Source organism: Pigmentiphaga sp. YJ18 (genome assembly GCF_038066655.1).
Classification (GTDB): domain Bacteria; phylum Pseudomonadota; class Gammaproteobacteria; order Burkholderiales; family Burkholderiaceae_B; genus Pigmentiphaga.
Genome location: NZ_JBBUKU010000007.1, coordinates 99840 through 122812, shown reverse-complemented (window position 1 = coordinate 122812; position 22973 = coordinate 99840). Strand labels below are relative to the sequence as shown.

Genomic DNA, 22973 nt, shown 5'->3' with positions numbered 1-22973 from the left:
ATGGGTAACAGACTTCGTTACCCGAGCGAGAGATACAGATGGACAAATGCGTACCCGCCGCCACTTCCCGCATTGACCAGGCAGATGCCCGTGAAGCGGGGCCGCGCCTGGCTCCTGTGGCGCGAGCGCTGGCGCTGATGCTGGCGGCCGGTGGCCTGGCTACCGGTGCTCAGGCGCAGCAGGCCTTCAGCCCCGCCTGGTTCAGCGCCAAGGGCGCCACGCAGAATGCGGCCGCCGCGACCGGCCGCCTTCCCGACGGCCGGCCCGCATCCGTGCTGACCGATCCGGCGCGTTATCAGGCGCGTGCCAACGAACAGGTCCAGCGTTCGATCCGCAACCTCGACCAGGCGGCGCAGTCCATCGCCGCGCACCAGGCCGCGCAGGCGGCGGCACGGCTGGCCGCCCAGAACGGGCAGTCTTTGATACCGGATGGCTTGGCCGAGGGCGGCTTGCAGGTCGATACGAACTCGCTGACCGCGGGCTGGTTGCACGCCAAGGCGCCGGTGGAATCGAACAGCGGCGGCAAGACCACCGTCACGATCGAGCAGACGGCCGAGAAAGCGATACTGAACTGGGAGTCCTTCAACGTCGGCCGCGACACGACGGTGAATTTCGACCAGCGCGCGGGCACCAACGCCGTCGATGGCAGCAACCATTGGATCGCGTTGAACCGGGTCAACGATCCGTCCGGCCGTCCGAGCCAGATCGCCGGCCGGATCCACGCCGACGGCGCGGTCTACATCGTCAACCGCAACGGCATCGTCTTTACCGGCAACAGCCAGGTCGACACGCGCAGCCTGGTGGCATCGAGCCTGAGACTGACCGATGCCCAGTTCAACAAAGGCATCAATTCGCCCTCGTACTATCCGGGGCAGGCCGGCACCGACTACGCCATCCCGACCTTCGGCGACTATGGCGAAACCTATCTGCCTCTGTTCGGCAGCGAGGTGTATACGCCCGGCGCCGCGCCCGGCGCGGTGGAGGTACAGGCGGGGGCCCGTCTCGACGTGGATGCCGGCGGCAAGCTGATGCTGTTCGCGCCCAAGGTGCGCAACGCCGGCAGCCTGTCCGCGCCCGACGGCCAGATCATCATGGCAGCCGGCGAGAACGTCTTCCTGAAGACGGCGGAAAACCAGACCAGCCTGAGCGGGCCGCCCGAGGTACGAGGGCTGGACGTGGCGGTTGCCGCGCCCGCGCCCAAGCATTTCAGCTACTACCAGATTCGCGAAGGGGTGTACGGCCTGGGCAGCGGAGCGGAGGCCGCGGGCCAGGTCATTGCCATCATGGACGCCCGCGCCGCCGAGATCGGCTACGAGGCCGTGAACACAGGGATCGCCGAGTCGGCGCGCGGCAACATCACGATGCAGTCGATGAATGTCGAACAGCGTGGGGTCTTGTCGGCCACGACCGCGCTGAACAATCGCAATGGCTCCATCCTGTTGCGCGCTTGGGGACAGGGTACGCACGCCTTCGCCGACAGCGTCAGGCAATTGCGCAACTGGTCGTCGGGCACGCTGACGCTTGCCCCGGGCAGCGTGACGCTGGTCATGCCGGATGCCGCCGACACCGACGAGATCGAGGCGTCGGCGCTGGCGACCCGGTATGCGCCCGGCAGCGTTCGCCTGTACGGCAAGCTGGTCGATGTGCAGTCGCAGGCCTCGGTGCGCGTGCCGGCCGGCATCATCGACCTGCAATCGGCCACCAGCGCCTTCACGATCCAGGAATCGGACCTGCCCGGCACCGCGCCCGACGGCAGCCGCATCTACCTGGACGAAAACGCGTTCCTGAGCGTGGCGGGCCTGCAGGAGGTCGAGGTGGCGATGTCGCGCAATTTCATCGAGGCCGAGCTGCGCATCAATGAACTGCGCGATTCACCGCTGCTGCGCGACTCGTGGTTGCGCGGCAAGAAGGTCGTCATCGATCGCCGCGCGGCCGGCGTGTATGGCGATGGCCCGATGGCGGGCGTGCAGTGGGTGCCGGACGGCCAGGGAGGCTATGTGCCCGGCGCCTGGGTCGGCACGCCGCTGGGCGACGTGACGGGCTGGGTGGGCGTGGGCAAGACCGACCTGGCCGAGATTTCCACCGGCGGCGGCAGCATTTCGCTGGCGACCGAGGGCGGCGACGTGATCATGCGCTCGGGGTCGCTGCTGGACATCTCGGGCGGGTCGGTGCGCTACACCGGAGGCATGAACAACGCGACCAAGCTGCTCGGCATCGATGGCCGGATCTATCCCATCGGCCAGGCCACGCCCGACATGATCTATGTCGGCATTGCCGGCCGCTACGAATTGCAGCATGACCGCTGGGGCGTCTCGCAGACCTGGAAGAGCGCGGTGATGGGCGCCGACCACTACGAATCGGGTTACCTCGAGGGGCGCGCCGCGGGCGCCATCCAGGTCAATGCCGGCGCGGCCATCGTGATGGAGGGCGACATCTGGGCGGGCGTGCAGCGGGGCGAGCGCGATCCGCAGCGGCCGGCCCAGCCCGGCGGCATGCTCACCGTGGGCGGCGCCGCGTTCACCGACACGACCTGGTCTCCCGGACACATCATCATCACGCCCACGCCGTTGCGACTGGGCGCGGACTTCCGCGCCGACACGGCGATTCCGGACGACTGGTATGTCGTCCAGCGTCCGCCTTCCGAAGCGTCCGACCGCACGTCGTTCGAAAAGCACACCTACATCGCCGACGACATGCTGAACCGCTCGGGCCTCGGTACCATCAATCTGTACGCCACCGACGATTCGACAATCGTCAGGGACGCAGTCCTGGACCTTTTCCCCGGTACGCAGTTCAATTTCGTCGCGGTGGAGAACGCCGGCATCGATATCGCCGTGCATGGGCGCATCCACATCCCGGGCGGCGCCATCCGGCTGGAGCCCCAGGGCGGCGATGTCTTCCTGGGCTCGACCAGCCGCCTGGATGTCGGCGGATCCTGGATCAACGGTTGGCGTGATGGGCAGGCCGGGTATCCCTGGGCCATCGATGCCGGACGGATCTCCATCCTGCAGACCAACCCCGGCGAAGGCCGCCTGATCGCCGAGGCCGGCGCCGCGCTCGACGTCACGGGCGGCGCCAGGGTCTACCGCGGTGCCAGCGGCAGGCCGGTGCTGCAGTTCGGCGATGGCGGCAGCATTCTGCTGGGCGGCATCGATACCGCCAGCGGCCTGGCGGGCCTGGACCTGAATGGGCTGGCTCCCGGCGCAAGCGCGAGCCTGAGGCTCGACGTCGCGGCCGACGTGCAACTGGGGGGCACGCCTACCGACGGCGGGATCGTGCTGCCGCCGTCGTTGTACGCGGACCGCGGCTTCGGCGAGCTGATCCTCGATGTCGGTGGACATCGCGTATTCGTGCCGGAAGGCGTAGCGATCGCCCAGGAGACCTACAACATCGATCTGAGCGGCATCGCCGCGGCACAGGTGCCCACCGGGATGGACACCGCGCAGGCGGGCCGGACAGGCAGGCTGCGCCTGGAGCAAAGGATGGGGCGGCAGGTTTCCCGCCTGGCCATCGAGGCGGGCGAGATCTCGGTCGGGGCGGGGGCCATGCTGCGTACCGATGCAGGCGGCCGGATGACGTTCCTGGTCCGTGGCGGCAGTGGCCTGGTCGATTTGCGCGGGACGCTCGAGGCCCCCGCGGGGGCGATCGATATCGACGCTCTTCGCATCGTGCTGGACGAGGGATCGCAATTGCTGGCCCGCGGTGTCGATGCGACATACGAAAACGCCCAGGGCGTGCGGACCGGTAGCGTCCTGGCGGGCGGCAGCGTGGGATTGGCCGCCGAGAGCCTGCATTTGCGCGCGGGCTCGCTGATCGATGTATCCGGGACATCCGGCCGCGTCGATGGGGTACCCGGGGCAGGGGGCACCGCGTTCGGCGCCCGTCCCGCCGTGACGCTGGCCAGCAATGGGGGGGCGATCTCGATCCGCGGCAGCGGCGTGGTGGAAGGCCGGCTTCGCGGCCACGCCGGCGGTACGGGCGCGGCAGGCGCGCGCCTGGACGTTGCCTTCGCTCCGCCGTTCGCGGATCCGAATGGTTCGCCTGCAGAGCAGGTGCAGCAAGCCTTGATGTCCATGGATCCCGATTGCTACGGGATCGCGGGCGACGGTGTGTGCGGGACGGGAGACTGGAAGGAAGCGCTGGGCGTGGACTGGCAGCCCTTCTTCAGGGACTTCTGGGGTATCCCGGTCGAGACGCCGGTCATCCTGCCGGCCGAACTGATCGCCATGGCGAGCGGCAGCAACCACTTCATCGTATCGGATAGCGCGCCGGGCAGCACCGAGCCCAAGTTGCCGCGCGACCCGGCCGAGTTCGGCCTGACGCCTGAGGTGCTGGACCTGTTCCGGGACTACATGATCTATACCGACGCGCTGCGCGAGGTCTTCCAGAAACCGGTGCAGGACTACGCCATGGTGTTCCGGCCCGGTGCCATGGCCGACGGCGGGTTCGCCGACCTGGCCCTGGGCGTCGGCACCAGCGCCGCCACGCCGATCCGGCTCGACGGCGTGTCGCTGTCGCTGGGGCGGTCGATCACCGTCGACGGCCAGGTCGTGCAGCATGGCCTGGCCGCATCCCGTCTCGCCGCGCCGGTCATCACGCTGGCCGGCGCCCGGGCCCAGGGGGCGCCGCTGCGTGCCGCGGACGCCCCGCTGGCCGGACAACTGGTCCTGGAAGCCGGGTTGCTGGAGGTGCAAGGCAATCTTGCGGAAACGGGCTGGGGCGGCCGCATCGGCGGTTTCCAGCAGACGCAGGTGCGTGCGGATCATTTCCGGCTGGGGCGCCAGGCCGGGGAGTCGGTCACCTTCGACGTCGATGGCGAGCTGGTGATCCAGGCTGGACAGGTGTATCCCGGCATGGCGGCCAAGGCCGGCATCCGCGCGGGCGACCTCCTGCGCATCGAACGGCTGGGCCAGGTGGCGCCGCCGCTGTCCGCGGGCGGATCCCTGACCCTGCAGGCGCCCGTGATCGAGCAGTTCGGAGTATTGCGCGCGCCGCACGGCCAGATCGTGCTGGAGGCGTCCGAGCGCCTGGTCCTGGGAGCAGGCAGTTCGACGTCGGTATCGGGCGAGGGCGTCATCGTGCCGTACGGCGTGCTGCGCAACAACGAGCACTGGCGCGATCCGGCGCAGGTCGTCATCGACGAGAGCGACCCCACCCTGGGTTTGTTGACGGCCCCGCCCGAGAAGCGCATCGAACTCAAGGCGCCCGACGTCGCGATGGCGGACGGCGCGGTGGTGGACATCGCCGGCGGCGGCGATCTGTACGCCTGGGAGTTCGTGCCCGGCCCTGGCGGCTCCCACGACATCCTGGCCCAGCCCGGCATGTACGCCATCTTGCCGGACTATCAGGGGCCGGCATTGGGGACCGGCGCAGCGGCCGGCGACCGGGTGTGGCTGGCCGGCGGCGATGGCCTGGCGGCAGGCTGGTACACGTTGCTGCCGGCGCGCTATGCGCTGTTGCCCGGCGCCTTCGCGGTGCAGGCGACGAGTCGTTCGTGGACAGGTATCGCGGCAGAGTCCGTCGCCGCGGCGGACGGCAGCCTCGTCATGCCGGGACGGCGCGGCAGCGCCTACGGCGGCGCGCAGGATGCGCAAGCCTCGGCATGGCGCGTGCTGTCCGGACAGGTCATCCGGCGCTACACCGAATACAACGAGGCCATGGCGAATGACTTCTTTTCGTCCGACGCCTTCAAGTTGACCCGGTACCGCCTGACCGGCCAGGACATCGTGACGCCGCGCCTGCCGCGCGACGGCGGCGCCGCCGTGTTCAGCGCCGGGCAGGCGTTGACGCTGGACGGCGAGTTGCGGTCGCGCGCGGCCCCTGGCGGCCGCGGCGGCCTGGTCGACATCACGGGCGACAAGATCGCCATCGTCGGCGCCGGCCTCGATGCGTCGGACCTGGTCGGCCAGGGGTTCCTGACGATCGATGCCCTGGACCTGAGCGGATTCGAGGCCGGCAGCGTGCTGATAGGCGGCACGCGGCGGGGCGATCCGCTGGGCCTGGCGGTGGACGTGACGGCGAGCGACATCGTCGTGCGCAACGATGCCGATTCGGCGCTCGAGGCGCCGGAGATCATCCTCGCGGCGAGCGAACTTCTGCGCGTCGATGCGGGCAGCGTGATCGAGGCGAGCGGCGAGCCCGCGCCGGCCAGCGATCTGATCGTCGCGCCGCAGCAGGCCGCCCGGTACAACGACAACGGTACGCCGGACAATCCCGCCGACGATACCTTGATTGCCCCGGAGCGCGACTGGGGCACCTTGATCCGCCTGGCCAGCGGCGACGCGGCGAAAGTCGTGCGGCGCGGCGTCGATACCGGCACGGGCGGCCAGGTCAGCATAGGCGAGCAGGCGCGGCTGCAGGCGTCGGGCGCGTTGCTGATCGACGCGACCCGCACGACCGACATGGCCGGATCCGCCGTGCTCGGCGCCAGGAATCTTTCCGTCTCCTCCGGCCGCATCGGTTTCGGCGGCATGGGCGAGGGGCTGATGCTCGAGGCCGAGGCATTGGCGCAGTTGTCGCGCACCGAGGAACTCACGCTGCGCAGCTATTCGAGTTTTGACTTCCACCAGTCGGTGAATCTCGAGGCGGCCGGCTTGCGTGCCGTCGTGTTCGACGGCGGCGCCTTGGCGGGCTACGGTGATGTCGATGTCGTCGTGCGCGGTAGCCGCATCACTCTGGCCAACAGCGGCGGGATGACGGATCCGGCGGGCGCGGACGCGGGCGCGGCCAGCCTGACGCTGGCCGCCGACACCATCGTCCTCGGGGCCGGCGAGAAGCGTGCCTCGGGCTTCGACCGAGTGTCGCTGGCCGCCGCCGACCGCATCGTGGGGCAGGGGCAGGGCGTGTTCGATGCCGGGGCCGCCGACCTGGCGCTCGATGCGCCGGTGCTGACCGGCAGCGGGGCGGCCAATCTGGTGGTGCGCACCCGTGGCCGGCTCGATGTCTTGCCGGCCGTGGTCGCGGCGCCCGAGGCCGAGGCGTCGCAGGATAGCCTCGGATCGCGCCTGGCCTTGTCGGGTGGCAGCGTACGCGTCGGCGGACGGATCGAAGCGCTGGGCGGCACGGTGTCCATCACCGCGACAGCGGGCGATGTGACGCTGGCGGACGGTGGCGTCGTCGACGTGGGCGGCTTTGCCAAGCAATTCTTCGATCTTTCGGAATACGCCGATGCGGGCCGCGTCGAACTCGCGGCGGTCGATGGCAGCGTGCGGGTCGAGGCCGGCAGCACGCTGAATCTGTCGGCCCAGGCCGGCGGCGGCAGCGCCGGCACGCTGGCCTTGACGGCGGGCAACGGCGGTGGCGTGCTGCTCGCCGGCGATGTCGGCGCCCATGCGGGCGAAGGCGGGCAGGCCGGATCCTTGTCCCTGGACATCGATGCATTGCCGGATTTCGGCGCCTTCAACGCTCGCCTGAACGAGGCCGGCTTCCTGCAGGCGCGCGATTTCCGCATCCGCAACGGCGACGTGACGGTCGATGGGCACACCAGGGTGGAGCAATTCACGCTGTCCGCCGATCGCGGCAGGATCGATGTGGTCGGCACGGTCGATGCCCGCGCGGGCTATGGAGGAGCCATCCGCATCATCGGCGGCGGCGGAGTCGCGTTGCGGGATGGCGCCGAGTTGCTGGCGGGGGCGACCGAAGCGATAGGCAGCGGCCGCGTGACCCTCGTCGCGGCGGACGGCACGGCTGACCTGGCCGGCGGCCTCATCGACGTGGCCGGAGGCCAGGGCGGCAGGGTGCTGGTGCAGGCCCGGCGCCACGCCGACAATCTCGACCTGGCGGTGGACCGGCTTGCCACGCGCGTGGTCGGGGCACGATCGGCCGCGGTCGAAGGTACGCGCAGCTACGAGAGCGCGTCCGTCGACGCCGTCAGACAACTCGCGATCGACGAGGCGCTGGCGTTTGCGTCGCGCCGCGATGCGATAGCGGCACGCCTGGGCGGAGCGGCCGGCTGGACCGTTGCCGCGGGCGTGGAGATCGCTGCCGACGGCGATCTCGCGCTGGATACCGACTGGAACCTGTACGAGGACTTCGCGGCCGCGCGGGGCGGCAGCCTGACCTTGCGCGCCGGCGGCAATCTCGTCATCGGCGGCCACCTGAGCGACGGCTTCGATCGCGCCGGCCGGGAGGGCGCGCTCCAGGATACGGAGGCCTGGAACCTGAACCTGGTGGCCGGCGCCGATCTGTCGGCGGCGGACGCGCTGGCACTGCGGCCGCAGGCGTTTATCGCGCCGGACAGCGGGTCGGTCATCGTCGGCACCGCCGACACCGATCCGGGCGAGGGCGACAATGGCGCCGGCAAGCTGGTGCGCACCGGTACCGGCGACCTGACCGTACGCGCCGGGCGCGACATCCGCCTGGCACACCGGCAATCCGTCATCTATACCGCCGGCCGCCGCGATACGACCACTTGGGACGACTTCACGACGGCGCGCGCCGACGCGGTCTACGGGATAGAGGGAGGGAACCTGGATATCGTCGCGCGGGGCAGCGTGTCGGCCGAGCCGTCGGGCCAGCGGTTCGTCCAGTGGCTGAACCGCCAGGGCGCGGTCAACGCCGGGCACTACTTCGGCGACTACCTGGGCGGCGAATACGGCGAGTTGCCCGACGGTGGCTACGGGCCGATCCGCCGGCCGGCCGAGCAGTCGAGCTGGTGGATCGATTACGGCATGTTCGAACAGGGCGTGGGCGCCCTGGGCGGCGGCAATGTCTCGGTCGATGCCGGTGGCGACCTCGCCAATCTGGTCGTGGCGCTGCCGACCAACATGCGCATGCGCGGCGGCCGGACGGCTACCGAGGAAAAGGTCATGGAGATGCGCAACGGCGGCTCCTTCGCCGTCGAAGCCGGCGGCGCCATCCTGGGCGGCCAGTACTACGTGGCTCGCGGCGAAGGCCGCATCCGGGCAGGAGAAACCGGCACGGGCAATACCGTCACGGTGACCATCGGCGACTGGGGCGGCGACCGCAGCTACGAGTTTGCGCTGGCGCCCGTGCTGGCGGTCGGGGACGCCACGCTGAGCGTGCGCACGCAAGGCGACATGGCCGTGCAGTCCGTGATCGACCCCTTGATGGTGCGGTACGGCAGCGACGGCAGCGGCGACTTGCCGCCCATCGTGCGCGGCGCCTACATGAGCGGCTATACGGACCGGACCGCGCTGCAACTGGTATCGGTCGGCGGCAGCATCGCGCTGGTCAACCAGGCGGACTTCGCTTTTCGCGACGTCCGCCTGGAGAGCTACACCACGGACCAGGACAATCTGATCGGCCACGGCGGCAATCTCTACCCCGCACATCTGAAAGCGATTGCGATGAATGGCGGCATCGCGATCCAGGGGCCGTTGTACGTGTTGCCTTCCAGCGATACCAACGACGTCACCGTCGCCGCCCGGACCGATTTGAGTTTCGGCCGGCCGGACGCCGCCCGCTATGCCCAGGACAGCCAGCGGCTGCAATTGGCCGAGCCCGGCCTGTACATGCCCTATGCCACGGCGGCGATGATACCGTCGCCCGCCATGCCGGTGGGATTCGAGGAGCACCTGATCAGCAGCATGCCCATCCTGCTGCGCAACGAGATTGGTACGGCCTCCATGCCGCTCGGTTCGGCCTATTTCACGAGCCAGGCCAATCCCGAGGTCCTGCCGCTGATGAGCGATCATGCGCCGAGCCGTCTCTATGCGGGAGGCTCCATCGATGGCCTGAGACTCATCGCCAACGAGCAGACCTGGGTGCGCGCGGGCCGCGACATCCGGGGCCTGGATGTGCTGGCCCGCAACCTGCGGCCTTCGGACGTGACGCTGCTGGAAGCCGGCAACGATATCCTGGAGGTGGGAACGCCGCTGTCCGATTATTACAACCACATCGATATCCAGGGCCCGGGATCGCTGCTGCTGTCGGCCGGCCGCGACATCTATGCCGACCGGCTGCGCATCCTGAGCCTGGGCAATGTCGGCCGCTACGACGACAGCAACCGTCCCTTGCCGCGCTCCGTCATCAACGGATTACCGGCGCAGGGCGCCGGCATCACGGCAATGGCGGGCATCAACGGCGAGGTCGCGTACGGAGCCTTCGCCGATGTCTATCTGAACCCGGCCAACGTGGCGGGCATGCCGGCCTACCTGACGCAGGCAGACGACGGCGGCGCCTTGCTGCCCATCTATCTGACCGACGGCACGGAGATGCGCGACGACGGCACGAGCAAGACCATACGCCGGGGCCTGGTGTCGTACGTGAAGGCCGTGACCGGCGAGGAGTTGGCCCCGCTGGCGGCCTGGGAACGTTTCCAGACGCTTGCGCAACAGGTGCAGCAGCAGTTCCTGCGGCAGGTCCTGCTGCTGGAGCTGCGCGACGCCGGCCGGGACCAGAACTTCCCCGGCGTGAACGGCCTGCCGCGCAATGGCGGCTACAACCGCGGCTATGCCGCCATCGAGCGGATGTTCCCGGGGACGGGATGGCGCGGCAACATCGCGGCCAACAACCTGATGCTGCGCACCATGGCCGGCGGCGACATCAACGTGCTGACGCCGGGCGGCGGCCTGCAACTGGCGGCGTTGGGCGCCACCGTGCCCGCCGGCTACGGCCTGGTGACACTGGCTTCGGGTCACATCAACGTGTTTGCGCATGACGACGTCGTCGTCAATCGCTCGCGGCTGCTGTCGTTCGTGCCGGCGATCACGCGTGAGGGCAGCGACCAGATCGTCTGGTCCACCGTGGGGGACGTCGACGCCGGCCGAGGAGCGAAGACGGTGCGCATCCCTTCGTCGGCCGACATCGTGACCGACACCGACGGCAACACGGAGATGCGCGAACGTTCGGACATGAGCGGCAGCGGCATCGGCACCGTGGGCGACGGCGACGTCGATCTGGTGGCTCCCGTCGGCACCGTCAACGCCGGCGACGCCGGCATCCGGGTGGCGGGCAACCTGAACATCGCCGCGCTGCACGTGCTGAACGCCGAGAACATTCAGGTCAAGGGCAAGGTCACCGGCCTGCCGGTGGTGGCCGCGGTCAACATAGGCGCGTTGACGGCGGCCAGCGCCGCGGCGTCGCAGGCCGCCGCGGCGGCGCAGGATGTGCTGCAGCAGGAGCGCAAGGCCGCGCGCAACAACCTGCCTTCGGTGTTTACCGTGCGCGTGCTGGGATTCGGCAACGAGCCGGCGTCTGCCGGAGGCAGGCAGGAAGGTGCCATGACCGACGTGCCGCCGGCCGGTGCCCATGGCGGCGATCCGGCAAGCTACGTCCAGGTGGTGGGGGCTGGCCGCCATTTCGATGCGCGGCAGCTTGCCCGACTGACGCCGGCCGAGCGCAAGCTGTTGGCAAAGGAAAAGTAGCCGTGCCGGCCAATCTCCAGGATGGCGCCGGGGCCATGGTTCCGGCGCCATCCGCCGCCTTGCTCGGCGGCCAGCTGCAGGAAGTTCTCACTGGTAACTATGTCGGGTTCCACAAGCGCCTTACCCGGCACCTGGGATGCTCCGACCTGGCCAGCGAGAGCCTGCACGAGGCGTGGCTGCGGCTGGGCGGCGCCATGCTGGTCCGCGCGCCGGGTAATCCGGAGGGCTATGTGTTTCGCGTCGCCTGCAACGCGGCCATGGATTTGCTGCGTGCTGGCCAGGCGCTCGGTCCGGCCGATGGGAACGCGGCGCTCGAGGGCGTCGCGGACGAGGCGCCCGGACCCGAGCGCATCGTCGCCGCGCGCGCCTCGGTGCGAGCGCTGGACCGGGTCTGTCGTGGCCTGCCGGGACGGCACCAGGCGATCCTGTTCGCCTTGCGGATCGACGAGGCGCCGCGGCAGGAAGTCGCCGCGCGCCACGGACTGTCCGTGCGCAATGTCGATACCGCCCTGCGCCAGGCGCTGCGCCGGTGCGAAACGGAACTGGAGTCCATGAGAACGTGGAATTGTTTACATCGTTAATTATTTCGGGCATTGTTGGCGGGCTGCGCGGATCTCCTGGCCCGGCACGGGATGGGGCCACGCAGGAACGATAAGAAAAGTCGTCATCGAGGAGACCCACCCATGAAGATCCTTTACGTGCCCTTGTCCGCATTGGTCCTCGCCGCCCTGGCGGCCTGCGGCGGCAGCGACGATCCCGCGCCCATCCCATCCGATCCCGGGCCGGGGCCGTCCGCCGCCCAGTCGTGCAGCGACCTGAATGGCAGGATGATCGCCAAGGCCGAGATCGGCAAGCCGACCTCGGGCGCCGTGGTGCAGTCGGCCACGCTGGTCAAGGCCGATGCCGAGGGCAATGCCAACGGCGAATACTGCGCCGTGCGCGGCATCGTCATGCCGGTCGATCCGGCCGCGCCCAACCTGGAGTTCCAGGTGAACCTTCCCACCGCCTGGAACAAGCGCGCGCTGCAACTGGGCGGCGGGGCGTTCAACGGTTCGCTGGTGACGGGCCTGGGCAAGTATCCGCTGCAACCGGCCGATTCCAAGGCGCCGCTGGCGCAGGGCTACGCGACCCTGGGCAGCGACGGCGGCCACAAGTCCAGCGCGGGCTTCGACGCCTCGTTCGCGCTGAACGCCGAGTCGCTGATGAACTTCGGCCAGTTGTCCATCAAGAAGACGCACGACGTGGCGATGGCGCTGATCAAGGCCCGCTACGGCGCCGCGCCCGAGCGCTTCTATTTCATCGGCGCTTCGCAGGGCGGCCACGAGGCGCTGGACGCCGCGGCGCGCTACCCGGGCGACTACGATGGCGTGGTATCGAACTATCCGGCCTACAACGTGACCATGCTGCACCTGGGGTCCCTGAATGCGGGCCGTGCCATGTACGGCAATGGCGGCGCCAACTGGATGAGCGCGGCCAAGGTCAAGCTCTTGACCGACGCGGTCTACGCCGCCTGCGATCCGCTGGATGGCGTGAAGGACGGCGTCATCAGCAACGTGGCCGGCTGCGACGCGGCATTCGGCATCGCCGGCGTGCGCGCCACGCTGCGCTGCGCGGGCGGCGGCGACACGGGCGACACCTGCCTGTCCGATGCGCAGATAGCGGGCGTGGAGACGATCGCCTCGCCCTACAGGCCGGGCGTGGAAATCGCCGGCATGACGCAGTTCGAGCGCTGGCCGATACTGGAAGGCGCGCTGTTCAACGTGTCGTCTTATGGCACGGTGCCCCAGCCGGCCAATCCGCTGTCGGGCAAGGAGGCGCTGCTGTACTCGGTTGGCGCGGCCACGACCAAGTACATCATCACCCGCGACGTCAACTTCGATCCCATGACGCTCGATCCCAAGACCTACGAGACGCGGATCAAGGAAGTGGGCGCCATCATGGACGTGTCCGACGTCGACCTGGCGCCGTTCATCGAGAAGGGCGGCAAGCTGATCATGATCCACGGCACCGCCGACGACTTCATCACGCCGCACAACTCCATCGTCTATTGGAACAAGCTGGTGGCGGACAAGGGCCGGTCCGCGGTCGATGGGTTCGCGCGCTTCTACGTGGTGCCCGGCCTGGGACACGGCTTCGGGCCGTTCAACGCGACCTATGACGCGCTGGGCGCGCTGACGGGCTGGGTGGAGCGGGGCACCGCGCCGGGCGTGCTGACCGCCATCGACGCCAATCCGGGCGCGGCGCGGACGCGGCCGATGTGCCGGTTCCCGGGATGGCCCAAGTACAAGGGCGCAGGGCCGGCCGGCGATGCGGCCAGCTTCGCGTGCGTGACGGAGTAGGAAGGGCAGGGCCGGGATAAACCCATGGGGCGTCCCGGCCCGCCCGCTTACTTCGACGCCGTCAGCGTGTTGTAGCTCGTGATCAGGTTGCGGTAGTCCGGGATGTGGTTGGAGAACAGGGCCGCCAGTCCTTCCACGTCGTTGCGCCAGTCGCGGTGCAGTTCGCAGGCGGCGCCGAACCAGGTCATCAGTTGCACGCCGGCGCGCGACATGCGGTCCCAGGCGGCATCGCGGGTAAGCGGATTGAAGGTACCCGACGCATCGGTGATGACGAAGACTTCGAAGCCTTCCTCGATGGCCGACAGGGCGGGGAAGGCCACACATACTTCGGTGACCACGCCGGCGATGATGAGCTGCTTCTTGCCGGTGGCCTTGACGGCCTTGACGAAGTCTTCGTTGTCCCAGGCGTTGATGTTGCCGGGGCGCGCGATGTAGGGCGCGTCGGGAAACTGGGCCTTCAGTTCGGGAACCAGCGGGCCGTTGGGGCCGTTCTCGAAGCTGGTGGTCAGGATGGTGGGCAGCTTGAAGTATTCGGCCATGTCGGCCAGCGCCAGGACGTTGTTCTTGAACTTGTCGGGGTCGATGTCGCGGACCAGCGACAGGAGGCCGGTCTGGTGGTCCACCAGCAATACGGCGGCATCGTTCTTGTCGAGGCGGATGTAAGGCTTGCTCATGTCATGCTCCTGATCGGATAAGGACTGCGAAAACCCACGGGGAAGCGCGAGGCTCCCCCGTGAGAAGGGGGCCGGGAGCGGGGCTCCCGGGACATCAGGCCGCCGCGCGTTCGAAGCGGCCGGCGTTGTAGTCGTCGATGGCCTGCTGGATCTCGGCCTGGGTGTTCATGACGAAGGGACCGTAGCCCACGACCGGCTCGTCGATGGGTTCGCCCGACAGCCACAGCAGGACGGCGTCATTATTGGCCTCCAGCGTGACACCCGTGCCGTCGCGGTCGAAATGCACGAGCTGTCCTTCGCGCGCCAGCGTTTCGCCGTTCACCAGCACCGTGCCGCGCAGCACGACCAGCGCCAGCGTGTGGCCGGGCGTGCCGTCGAAGTGGGCATAGCCGCCCTGCGTCAGGCGGATGTCCCACATGTCGATGGGCGTATGGGTCCGCGCCGGGCCCTTGCCGCCGCCGTATTCCCCGGCGATCACCCGCACGCGGCCGGCGCCGTCGGGCAGGTCGACCGAGGGAATCTGCGCGTCGAGCAGGGTCTGGTAGCCCGGTTCGCTCATCTTGTCCCGCGCGGGCAGGTTGACCCACAGCTGCACCATTTCTATGGTGCCGCCGCGTTCGGTGAAGGCGCGCGAGTGGAACTCCTCGTGCAGGATCCCGCCGGCCGCCGTCATCCATTGCACGTCGCCCGGGCCGATCAGGCCGCCGGCGCCGGTGGAGTCGCGATGCTCGACCTCGCCCTGGTAGACGACGGTGACGGTCTCGAACCCCCGGTGCGGATGGCGGCCCACCCCGCGCGGCCGGGTGGCGGGCGGAAAAGGCGTGGGCGCGGCATGGTCCAGCAGAAGGAAGGGGCTGAGGTGGCGGCCCAGGCCGTCGTAGCCGAACAGCGAGCGCACGGGGAACCCGTCGCCCACCCAATGGGGCCGGGGAGCGCTGTAGACGCCGAGTATCTTCTTCATGCCGATCTCCTGGTAGGGAACCGTGGTAACGGTTGATGGAGACATCATATGGACGGGACGAAATTCCCGGTAGATGGCAGAATTCGCATGGAGCGTTCTATATAAGGAACGATGATCATGCAAGACCTCAACGACCTTTATTACTACGTGCAGGTGGTGGACCACGGCGGATTCGCCCCGGCCGGCCGCGCCCTGGGCATACCCAAATCCAAGCTCAGCCGGCGCATCGCGCTGCTGGAGGAGCGCCTGGGGGTCCGGCTCATCCAGCGCTCGACGCGCCGCTTCGCGGTGACGGAGATCGGCCAGACCTACTATGGCCACTGCAAGGCCATGCTGGTGGAGGCCGAAGCGGCCGACGACGCCATCGCGGTCATGCATGCCGAGCCGCGCGGCATCGTGCGCCTGGCATGTCCGGTGGCGCTGCTGGGGGCGCGGGTGGCCGAGATGGTGGCCGGATTCATGGTCGCCCACCCGCGCGTGGAAGTCCACCTGGAGGAGACCAACCGGCGGGTGGACGTGGTGGGAGAAGGCATGGACATCGCCCTGCGCGTGCGGCCGCCGCCGCTCGAGGACAGCGGATTGGTCATGCGCGTGCTGGCGAACCGCGGGCAATACCTCGTGGCCTGCCCGGAACTGCTCAGGAACGGCATCCCCCGCGTGCCCGCCGACCTGGCGGGGCTGCCCAGCATGGCGCTGGGCGTGCCGCAGCAGGAATATGTCTGGAACCTGATCGGGCCCGATGGCGCGCATGCCGCCGTGCGCCACCATCCGAGGCTGATCACGCGCGGCATGCCGGCGCTGCGCGCGGCCGCCGTGGCGGGGGCGGGCGTGGTGCAATTGCCGGCGATGATGGTGCGCGACGAGCTGGTCAGCGGCGAACTGGTCCATGTCATCCCCGGCTGGGCGCCGCCGCGCGAGATCATCCATGCGGTGTTCGCATCGCGGCGCGGGCTGCTGCCCGCCGTGCGGGCCCTGGTCGACCACCTGGCCGACCGGTTCGCGGAACTGGACGAAGACTGAGGCGCCCGCCGACCATGGACGACGATCGCAAGGGCGCGGACGCCAGGAATTTTCCCGACTATCGCCAGATCAGCATATTCACCGCGCTGTACGAAGTGGCGAGCATCGCGCGCGTGGCCGCGCGCCTGGGGATGAACCCTTCCACCGTCAGCATGGCGCTGGCCCGGCTGCGCGAGATCTACCGGGATGATCTGTTCGTGCGCAGCGCCGTCGGCATGATTCCGACCATCAAGGCCGAGTCCATCTATCCGGGGCTCAAGCAGGCCCAGCAACTGCTGCAGGCCAGCGCGCTGGAGGGCGACGCCTTCGATCCCGCGGTGGCGACCCGCCACTTCCGGGTGGCGATGAGCGAGATCGGCGTCTATGTGCTGATGCCCGGCGTGCGCTCGCTGCTGGCGGGCGAGGCGCCCGGCGTCAGCCTGGAACAGATCGAGATCACGGCCGATACGCCCTGGCACCTGGAGTCCGGCACGCTGGACCTGGTGCTGGGCCACGTGCCCACCATGGGCAAGTCGGTCATCCGGCAGCGGCTGTACCGCGAGCACTATGTCTGCCTGGGGCGGGCCGGCCATCCGGCGCTGCGGGCCGGCATGCCGGTCGAGGATTTCCTGCGGCTGCCGCATCTGTCGGTGGCCAGCCGGGGCCGTAACCGGCAACGCTGGGAAGACCATGCGGCCGAGAAGCTGGGCGCGCGGCCCAACATCCGCCTGGAACAATCGAGTTTCGCCGGCATCGAGCACCTGCTGGCCGACAGCGACCTGGTGGCCGTCGTGCCCGCCCGGCTCAGCCGCGCGCTGATGCGCTTCGCGCCACTGATGGTGGTGGACCTGCCGTTCGAATCACCCAGCTACGTGGTCCACCAGCACTGGCATTCCCGGCACAGGAAGGATGCCGGCGCGACCTGGCTCAGGAAGGCGCTCGCCCGCGTTGCGCAGGGCTGAGCGCCGGGCACGGGGCTATTCGACCGTGATGTGGTTGCGTTCGATCAGCGATTTCCACATTGCGCGCTCGGCCGTCAACTGCTGGCTGAACCTGGCCGGCGTGTCCGAGACCGGGAGATAGCCCTGATCGATCAGGCGCTGCTTGACCGACGGCTCCTGCATGGCCTTGACCACGGTCTGGCTCATCTTCTGGACGATGGCGTCGGGCGTGCCGGCCGGCGCCATCACGCTGAAGGACTGCGGCACGTCGGGAAGGCCCTTGTCGGTCCACACCGGTACCTTCGGGAACAGTGGCGACTTGTTGCTGATGGCGAGCGGGACGGCCTTGCCCGACTTGATGTGGGGAAGCACCGAAGCGACGTCCGATTGCAGGAAGTCCAGGCGTCCGCCCAGGAAGTCCTGCATGGTGGGCGCCATGCCCTTGTACGGTACGTGCGTGAACGCGGCGCCGGTCTTTTCTTCCATGACCTTCACGCCCAGGAAGGTGGGCGAGCCGTGGCCGGCCGACCCGAACGCCAGCTTGCCGGGCTCGCTCTTGCCGGCGGCCAGCAGGTCGTCCAGTGTCTTGAAGCGCGAGCCGGGCGGCACGACGTAGACCAGGGGCGCGTCCACGCCGCGGGCCACCGGCACGAGATCCTTCTCGGCGTCGTAGGGCAGGTTCTTGTACAGATAGGGATTGACCGCGATCGCCGGCGTGGCCGAGACCAGGAAGGTGTAGCCGTCCGGCGTGGCGCGTGCCGCGGCCGCCGCGCCGATGTTGCCGCTGGCGCCGGGCTTGTTCTCGACCACGACGGTCTGCTTGAGCTGCTTGCCCACGCCTTCGGCCAGCAGCCGGGCATAGATGTCGGTGCCGCCCCCGGGCGACGAGGGCACGACGAAGGTGATGGGCTTGGCGGGCCAGGTGTCGGCCGCCGAGGCGGCCAGCGCGAACGAAAGCGCCAGGCCGCCGCCGATCAGGGCCAGGCCGCGCGCGAGGGGAGTGGGGGGCATGCGTATCCTCCGGATGTTCTCTTCTTGAGACCGAGTATTTCACAGGCCGGGCGCCAAGTCGGTCAGCTGGATTGATGTCGAAGATCAAGAAAATTGATGCATTCTTCGGGTGCACAATACGAAGTCGATACAACGAGCGGAACACGGGGAGCATGCTCATGAACGAAATCGTGCTGGAGGCGCGCCGCAACCTGGCGCGGGCCAACCGCATTCTTTACCTGAAGGGCATCGTCGACGGGTTCGGGCACGTCAGCTGCCGCCACCCCGAGATCGCGGGCCACTACCTGATCTCGTGCAACCGGGCGCCCAACCTGGTCAAGGAAGCGGACATCGTCGAACTGGACGAGGAATCGAACCCGGTGGGCGGCGATACCCGGCGCCTGTACCTGGAACGCTTCATCCACGGCGAGATCTACCGCACCCGTCCCGACGTCCAGGCCGTGGTCCACAGCCACTCGGCGGCCATGATCACCATCGCCGCCACCGACGTGGCTGTCAAGCCCATGTTCCACATGGCCGGGTTCCTGACGCGGACCGCGAAGTTCGACATCCGCGAGGCCACCGGCCGCGAGACCGACATGCTGATACGCGACCACGACCTGGGCCGCCACCTGGCCGATACCCTGGGGCCCGCCAGCGCGGTGCTGATGGTCGGCCATGGATCGACCATGGTGGGGACCAGCCTGGAAGAAGCCATCTACCGGGCGGTCTACGCCGAAGTCAACGCCGGCATGCAACTGGGGGCGATGCGGGTGTCGGACCGCGTGCGCTACCTGTCCGAGACCGAGTCCGACCTCGCCACCGAGACCAACCGCGGCCAGCTCAAGCGGTGCTGGGACCTGTGGTGCGAGGAAGTGGATATCGACGCCTGAGCCGTTGTTCCGGCACCGGAAGCCGCCCGTTCGCGGCGGCTTCCTTCTGATTTTCTCTTGCGTCCCGTCGCGGACGGTTCCCCATCCCCCTTGACTTCTTCCACCGGCGCGCGCACCATTTATTCGTTAATCGAAAAAATATTCGTCTAGCGAAAAAAGGAAGAGGGCATGACCGTACGCAGCACGACGAGGCCGATCGACATGGTCGGGTCCGTCATCGATATCGCCGACGCGGGGCAGGACATCCTGGGCGAGTCCATCGTCTGGGACCATCGCCACCAGAAGCTGTGGTGGGTGGACGGCATCGGGCAGTTCATCCACCGGCTGGACCCCGCCAGTGGCGACAAGCAAAGCTGGAAGCTGCACGAGGAGGTCGGCAGCATCGGCCTGCGTGCCCAGGGAGGCCTGGTGGTGGGAATGCGTTCGGGCTTCTATTTCTTTTCGCCCGAGACCGGAACCTTGTCCGAGATCGCGCGGCCCGATGCCGAGCGCCCGGGCAACCGGTTCAACGACGGCAAGGTCGACCGGCATGGCCGTTTCTGGTCCGGTACGGTCGAGGCCGCCGCCTATACGCCGCGCGGGCGGCTGTTCAGGCTGGATCCCGACCTGCGCACGACGCTGGTCATGGAGGGCATCACCGCCATCAACGGCATGTCGTTCAGCCCCGACAACCGCCTGATGTACATGACCGATTCATTCAGCTGCCGGATCGATGTCTTCGACTACGACTCGGTGGACGGGGCCATCCACAACCGCCGCCATTTCGCCGACGTTCCGCTGGGAAGGGGTATCTGCGACGGTTCGACCGTGGATGCAGACGGCTGCTTCTGGAGCGCCAACATGGATGGCTGGTGCGTGACGCGCTACGACCCGCGCGGCCGCATCGACACCGTCATCAACCTGCCAGTGCGCCGCGTGTCGAGCCTGTGCTTTGGCGGGCCCGATCTCGACATCCTCTACATCACCACCGCCAGGCGTCGCATGCAGGAGAAGGAATTGGCGCAGCAACCACTGGCCGGCAACGTATTGGCCGTCAGGCCCGGCGTGCAGGGATTGCCGGAGCCCGAATTCCTGGGATAGAGACATCAAGGAGGAGACATCGTGAAGACTTCCATCATGGGCCGCGTCGCCGGCGCCGCGCTGCTGGCTGGGGCGTGCGCCGCGCATGCCGAGCCGGCAAGCTATCCGGACAGGCCGGTGCGCATCGTCGTGCCCTATACGCCGGGCGGAGCCACGGACACTGTCGCCCGCAGCATCGCCTCGCAGTTGAGCACCCGGTGGGGCCAGCCCGTCATCGTCGAGAACCGCGGCGGCGCCTCGGGCATGATAGGCGCGGCCGCGGTCGCCAAGGCGCAGCCCGACGGCTATACCCTGGTGCTGGCGGACAGCGCGCCGTTCGTCATCCTGCCCTCGCTGCATGCGGACATGGCGTACGACCCGCTCAGGGACTTCGCGCCCATCACCGTGGTCGCGCGCCAGGTTCCCATCCTGGTCGTTTCGAGCAAGCTGCCCGTGCACAGCGTGAAGGAACTGGTCGCCTACCTGAAGGCGCATCCGAATACGCCGTACGGATCGCTCGGCCCCGGCTCCTATCCGCACGTCGCGATGGAAGAGTTCCAGCAGCTCAGCGGCACGCGCATGCTGCACGTTCCCTACAAGGGGACCGCGCAGGTCACCACCGACATGATAGGCGGGCAGGTCAGTCTCTACATCGGCACGCTGGGTGCATTCCAGCAGCAGGAGAAGGCCGGGACGGTCCGCATCCTGGCGGTGGCCACGCAGCAGCGCGTATCCCTGCGCCCGGATCTGCCCACCGTCGCCGAGGCGGGGGTGCCGGGCTTTGCCGTCAACGTCTGGTTCGGCCTGGCGGGCCGTGCCGGGACGCCGGCCGGCATCCTGGACAAGATCCACGCCGACGTGCGGGCGGTGCTGGGCGACCGGCATTTCGTCGAGGAAGTGCTTCTACCCCAGGCGCTGACGCCGGGGGGCGACAGCCGCACCGATTTCGGCGACCTCATGCGCGGCGACACCGAACGCTGGCGGCAGGCGATCCAGTCCGCCGGCATCAAGCTGTGATGCCTTTTCATCAGCAGGAATGAACCGTGAGCAATTTCGACGACTACGCAAACAAATTCGAGACCATCAGGATGGTCCGCCAGGCGGGGGTGCTGGAGATGCATTTCCACCATCAGGGCGGTCCGCTCCAATGGAACCTGCAATCGCACCGGGAATTCGAGCAAGCCTTCCTGGACGTGGGACGCGACCGCGAGAACGAGGTCGTCATCATGACGGGCACGGGCGATGCCTTCAGCGGTCCGTCCGTGGCGCCGGGGGGGCACGTCAATCGCAATTCGATGACGCCGACCATCTACGATCCGATCTATTGGGAAGGCCGGCACCTGCTCATCAACCTGCTCGACATCGACGTGCCCGTGATCAGCATCATCAATGGACCGGCGGTGCGCCATGCCGAGATTCCGCTGCTGGGCGACATCGTGCTGGCATCCGAGACCGCCACGATCCAGGACACGGCCCATTTCCGGGGAGGCATGGTGCCGGGCGACGGCATGCACCTGGTCATGCCGCTGCTGATGGGGCGGGCGCGGGGCCACTACTTCCTGCTGACCGGGCAGGAAATCGGCGCGCGGCAGGCGCTGGACATGGGCCTGGTGAACGAGGTGCTGCCGGCTGCCGGCCTAATGCCTCGGGCGCGGGAGCTTGCCGCCGAGCTGATGAAGCAGCCCCGGCTGGTGCGGCGCTATACCCGCGTGTGCCTGAACCAGGAGCTCAAGGCGCGGCTGCATGACGTGCTGGGGTATGGCCTGGCGCTCGAGGGCCTGGCCAGGATGAAGGAGCCCGTGGCCTGACGAGCGGTGTTCATGGGGGCGTGGTGGCGGCGCTGCCGGGTAAAATCCGCGCGGTGCAGTGTTCCGGATCAACGCAATCCTCATGAACGAAAGCAAGACCATCAAGGACTCGGGCGAGTTCGTCGCCGCGCTGGCCCGCGGGCTGGAAGTGATCCAGGCATTTACGGCGGAACGCCCGGAAATGAACCTGAGCGAAGTCGCGGCGGTGACCGGCATGGCGCCGGCCACCGCGCGCCGCTGCCTGCTCACCTTGAAGGAACTGGGGTTCGTCGGCATGAACGGCCGCCGGTTCCTCTTGCGGCCCAAGGTGCTGGCCCTGGGGTCCGCGTTCCTGATGTCCATGAACCTGAGGCAGGTGGCACAACCTTTCCTGCAGGACCTGGTCGAGGAGTTCCACGATTCGGCATCGCTGGCCGTCCTGGACGGGAACGACGTGGTCTACGTCGCCCACGCGCCCAGCAAGGAAACCAAGGGCTTTCGCGCCGGCGTGGGCTATCGCTCGCCGGCCTATGCGACCTCGCTGGGCCACGTGCTGCTGGCGAGCCTGAGCGAGCCGTTGCTGCGCGAATACCTGCGGGGCGGCCCGTTTCCCACCTATACGTCCAAGACCTATAGCGATCCCGAGGCGATCGCGCAGGCGCTCGAGGCCACGCGCGAGAGGGGCTATGCACGGATCCAGGACCAGTTCGAATACGGCGTGCTGGCCGTAGCGGTGCCGGTCAGGGACGGCAATGGCCGCACGGTGGCGGCCGTCAACTGCTCCAGCAATATCGCCCGGGTGGACATGGACGAACTGGTGAAGACCCGCTTGCCGCGGCTGCGCGAGACTGCGCGCCAGATCGGCCTCGCGCTGGAACGCAGCCCGTCGCTGATCCACTCCGTCATGAGCGATCCGAGATTCTGAGCCCGTAGCCGGGCGCCTTCACGCGGCGCTACGCCGGCGCCGCCGTCGGTGGTATCGTGCGATCCGGACGGCACACGG

General features: G+C 68.5%; 13 protein-coding genes. 10 read left to right on the top strand and 3 right to left on the bottom strand.

All coding sequences use genetic code 11. From position 1 onward, the window contains the following. Positions 1-38: 38 nt before the first annotated feature. From WKR98_RS28790 to WKR98_RS28780, 3 genes are all read left to right on the top strand, one after another. Positions 39-11327, top strand: coding sequence for a filamentous hemagglutinin family protein (locus WKR98_RS28790; protein ID WP_341435362.1), 11289 nt, complete (start codon positions 39-41; stop codon positions 11325-11327). A 2-nt stretch (positions 11328-11329) separates the two neighbouring features. Then, positions 11330-11908, top strand: coding sequence for a sigma-70 family RNA polymerase sigma factor (locus WKR98_RS28785; RefSeq protein ID WP_341435361.1), 579 nt, complete (start codon positions 11330-11332; stop codon positions 11906-11908). A 102-nt stretch (positions 11909-12010) separates the two neighbouring features. Further along, positions 12011-13666, top strand: a complete 1656-nt coding sequence (locus WKR98_RS28780; protein ID WP_341435360.1) for a tannase/feruloyl esterase family alpha/beta hydrolase — start codon at positions 12011-12013, stop codon at positions 13664-13666. 47 nt (positions 13667-13713) lie between these two features. Here WKR98_RS28780 and ycaC read toward each other — a convergent pair whose 3' ends face one another. Together ycaC and WKR98_RS28770 are read right to left on the bottom strand one after the other, a co-directional pair. Then, positions 13714-14340, bottom strand: a complete 627-nt coding sequence (gene ycaC / locus WKR98_RS28775; protein ID WP_341435359.1) for an isochorismate family cysteine hydrolase YcaC — start codon at positions 14338-14340, stop codon at positions 13714-13716. Between the two features lie 94 nt (positions 14341-14434). Next, positions 14435-15301, bottom strand: a complete 867-nt coding sequence (locus WKR98_RS28770; RefSeq protein WP_124690093.1) for a pirin family protein — start codon at positions 15299-15301, stop codon at positions 14435-14437. A 117-nt stretch (positions 15302-15418) separates the two neighbouring features. Between WKR98_RS28770 and WKR98_RS28765 the strand changes: the two genes are divergently transcribed. Both WKR98_RS28765 and WKR98_RS28760 read left to right on the top strand, forming a co-directional pair. Then, entirely contained in the window at positions 15419-16321 is a 903-nt protein-coding gene (locus WKR98_RS28765) for a LysR family transcriptional regulator (protein WP_124690092.1), read from the top strand. A 14-nt stretch (positions 16322-16335) separates the two neighbouring features. Further along, positions 16336-17262: a LysR family transcriptional regulator gene (locus tag WKR98_RS28760; RefSeq protein WP_124690091.1), complete on the top strand. Its 927-nt coding sequence runs from the start codon at positions 16336-16338 to the stop codon at positions 17260-17262. Positions 17263-17277: 15 nt separating this feature from the next. On the opposite strand, the gene WKR98_RS28755 is transcribed toward WKR98_RS28760, so the two are convergent. Then, complete coding sequence (locus WKR98_RS28755) at positions 17278-18252, bottom strand: Bug family tripartite tricarboxylate transporter substrate binding protein (RefSeq protein ID WP_341435358.1); 975 nt, start codon at positions 18250-18252, stop codon at positions 17278-17280. Between the two features lie 158 nt (positions 18253-18410). On the opposite strand from WKR98_RS28755, the gene WKR98_RS28750 reads away from it, so the two are divergent. The 5 genes from WKR98_RS28750 to WKR98_RS28730 all read left to right on the top strand — a co-directional run bounded on the left by WKR98_RS28750 (position 18411) and on the right by WKR98_RS28730 (position 22895). Beyond that, positions 18411-19124, top strand: a complete 714-nt coding sequence (locus WKR98_RS28750; RefSeq protein WP_238160053.1) for a class II aldolase/adducin family protein — start codon at positions 18411-18413, stop codon at positions 19122-19124. Positions 19125-19292: 168 nt separating this feature from the next. Continuing rightward, positions 19293-20204, top strand: coding sequence for an SMP-30/gluconolactonase/LRE family protein (locus WKR98_RS28745; RefSeq protein WP_341435357.1), 912 nt, complete (start codon positions 19293-19295; stop codon positions 20202-20204). Positions 20205-20225: 21 nt separating this feature from the next. Beyond that, entirely contained in the window at positions 20226-21200 is a 975-nt protein-coding gene (locus tag WKR98_RS28740) for a Bug family tripartite tricarboxylate transporter substrate binding protein (protein WP_341435356.1), read from the top strand. A gap of 26 nt (positions 21201-21226) precedes the next feature. Continuing rightward, on the top strand, positions 21227-21991 hold the full coding sequence (locus WKR98_RS28735; RefSeq protein ID WP_341435355.1) for an enoyl-CoA hydratase/isomerase family protein: 765 nt from the start codon (positions 21227-21229) through the stop codon (positions 21989-21991). 82 nt (positions 21992-22073) lie between these two features. Beyond that, positions 22074-22895 carry an IclR family transcriptional regulator domain-containing protein gene (locus WKR98_RS28730; RefSeq protein WP_341435354.1) on the top strand — a complete coding sequence of 274 codons (822 nt, stop codon included), beginning with the start codon at positions 22074-22076 and terminating at the stop codon, positions 22893-22895. The last annotated feature ends 78 nt before the right edge of the window (positions 22896-22973 follow it).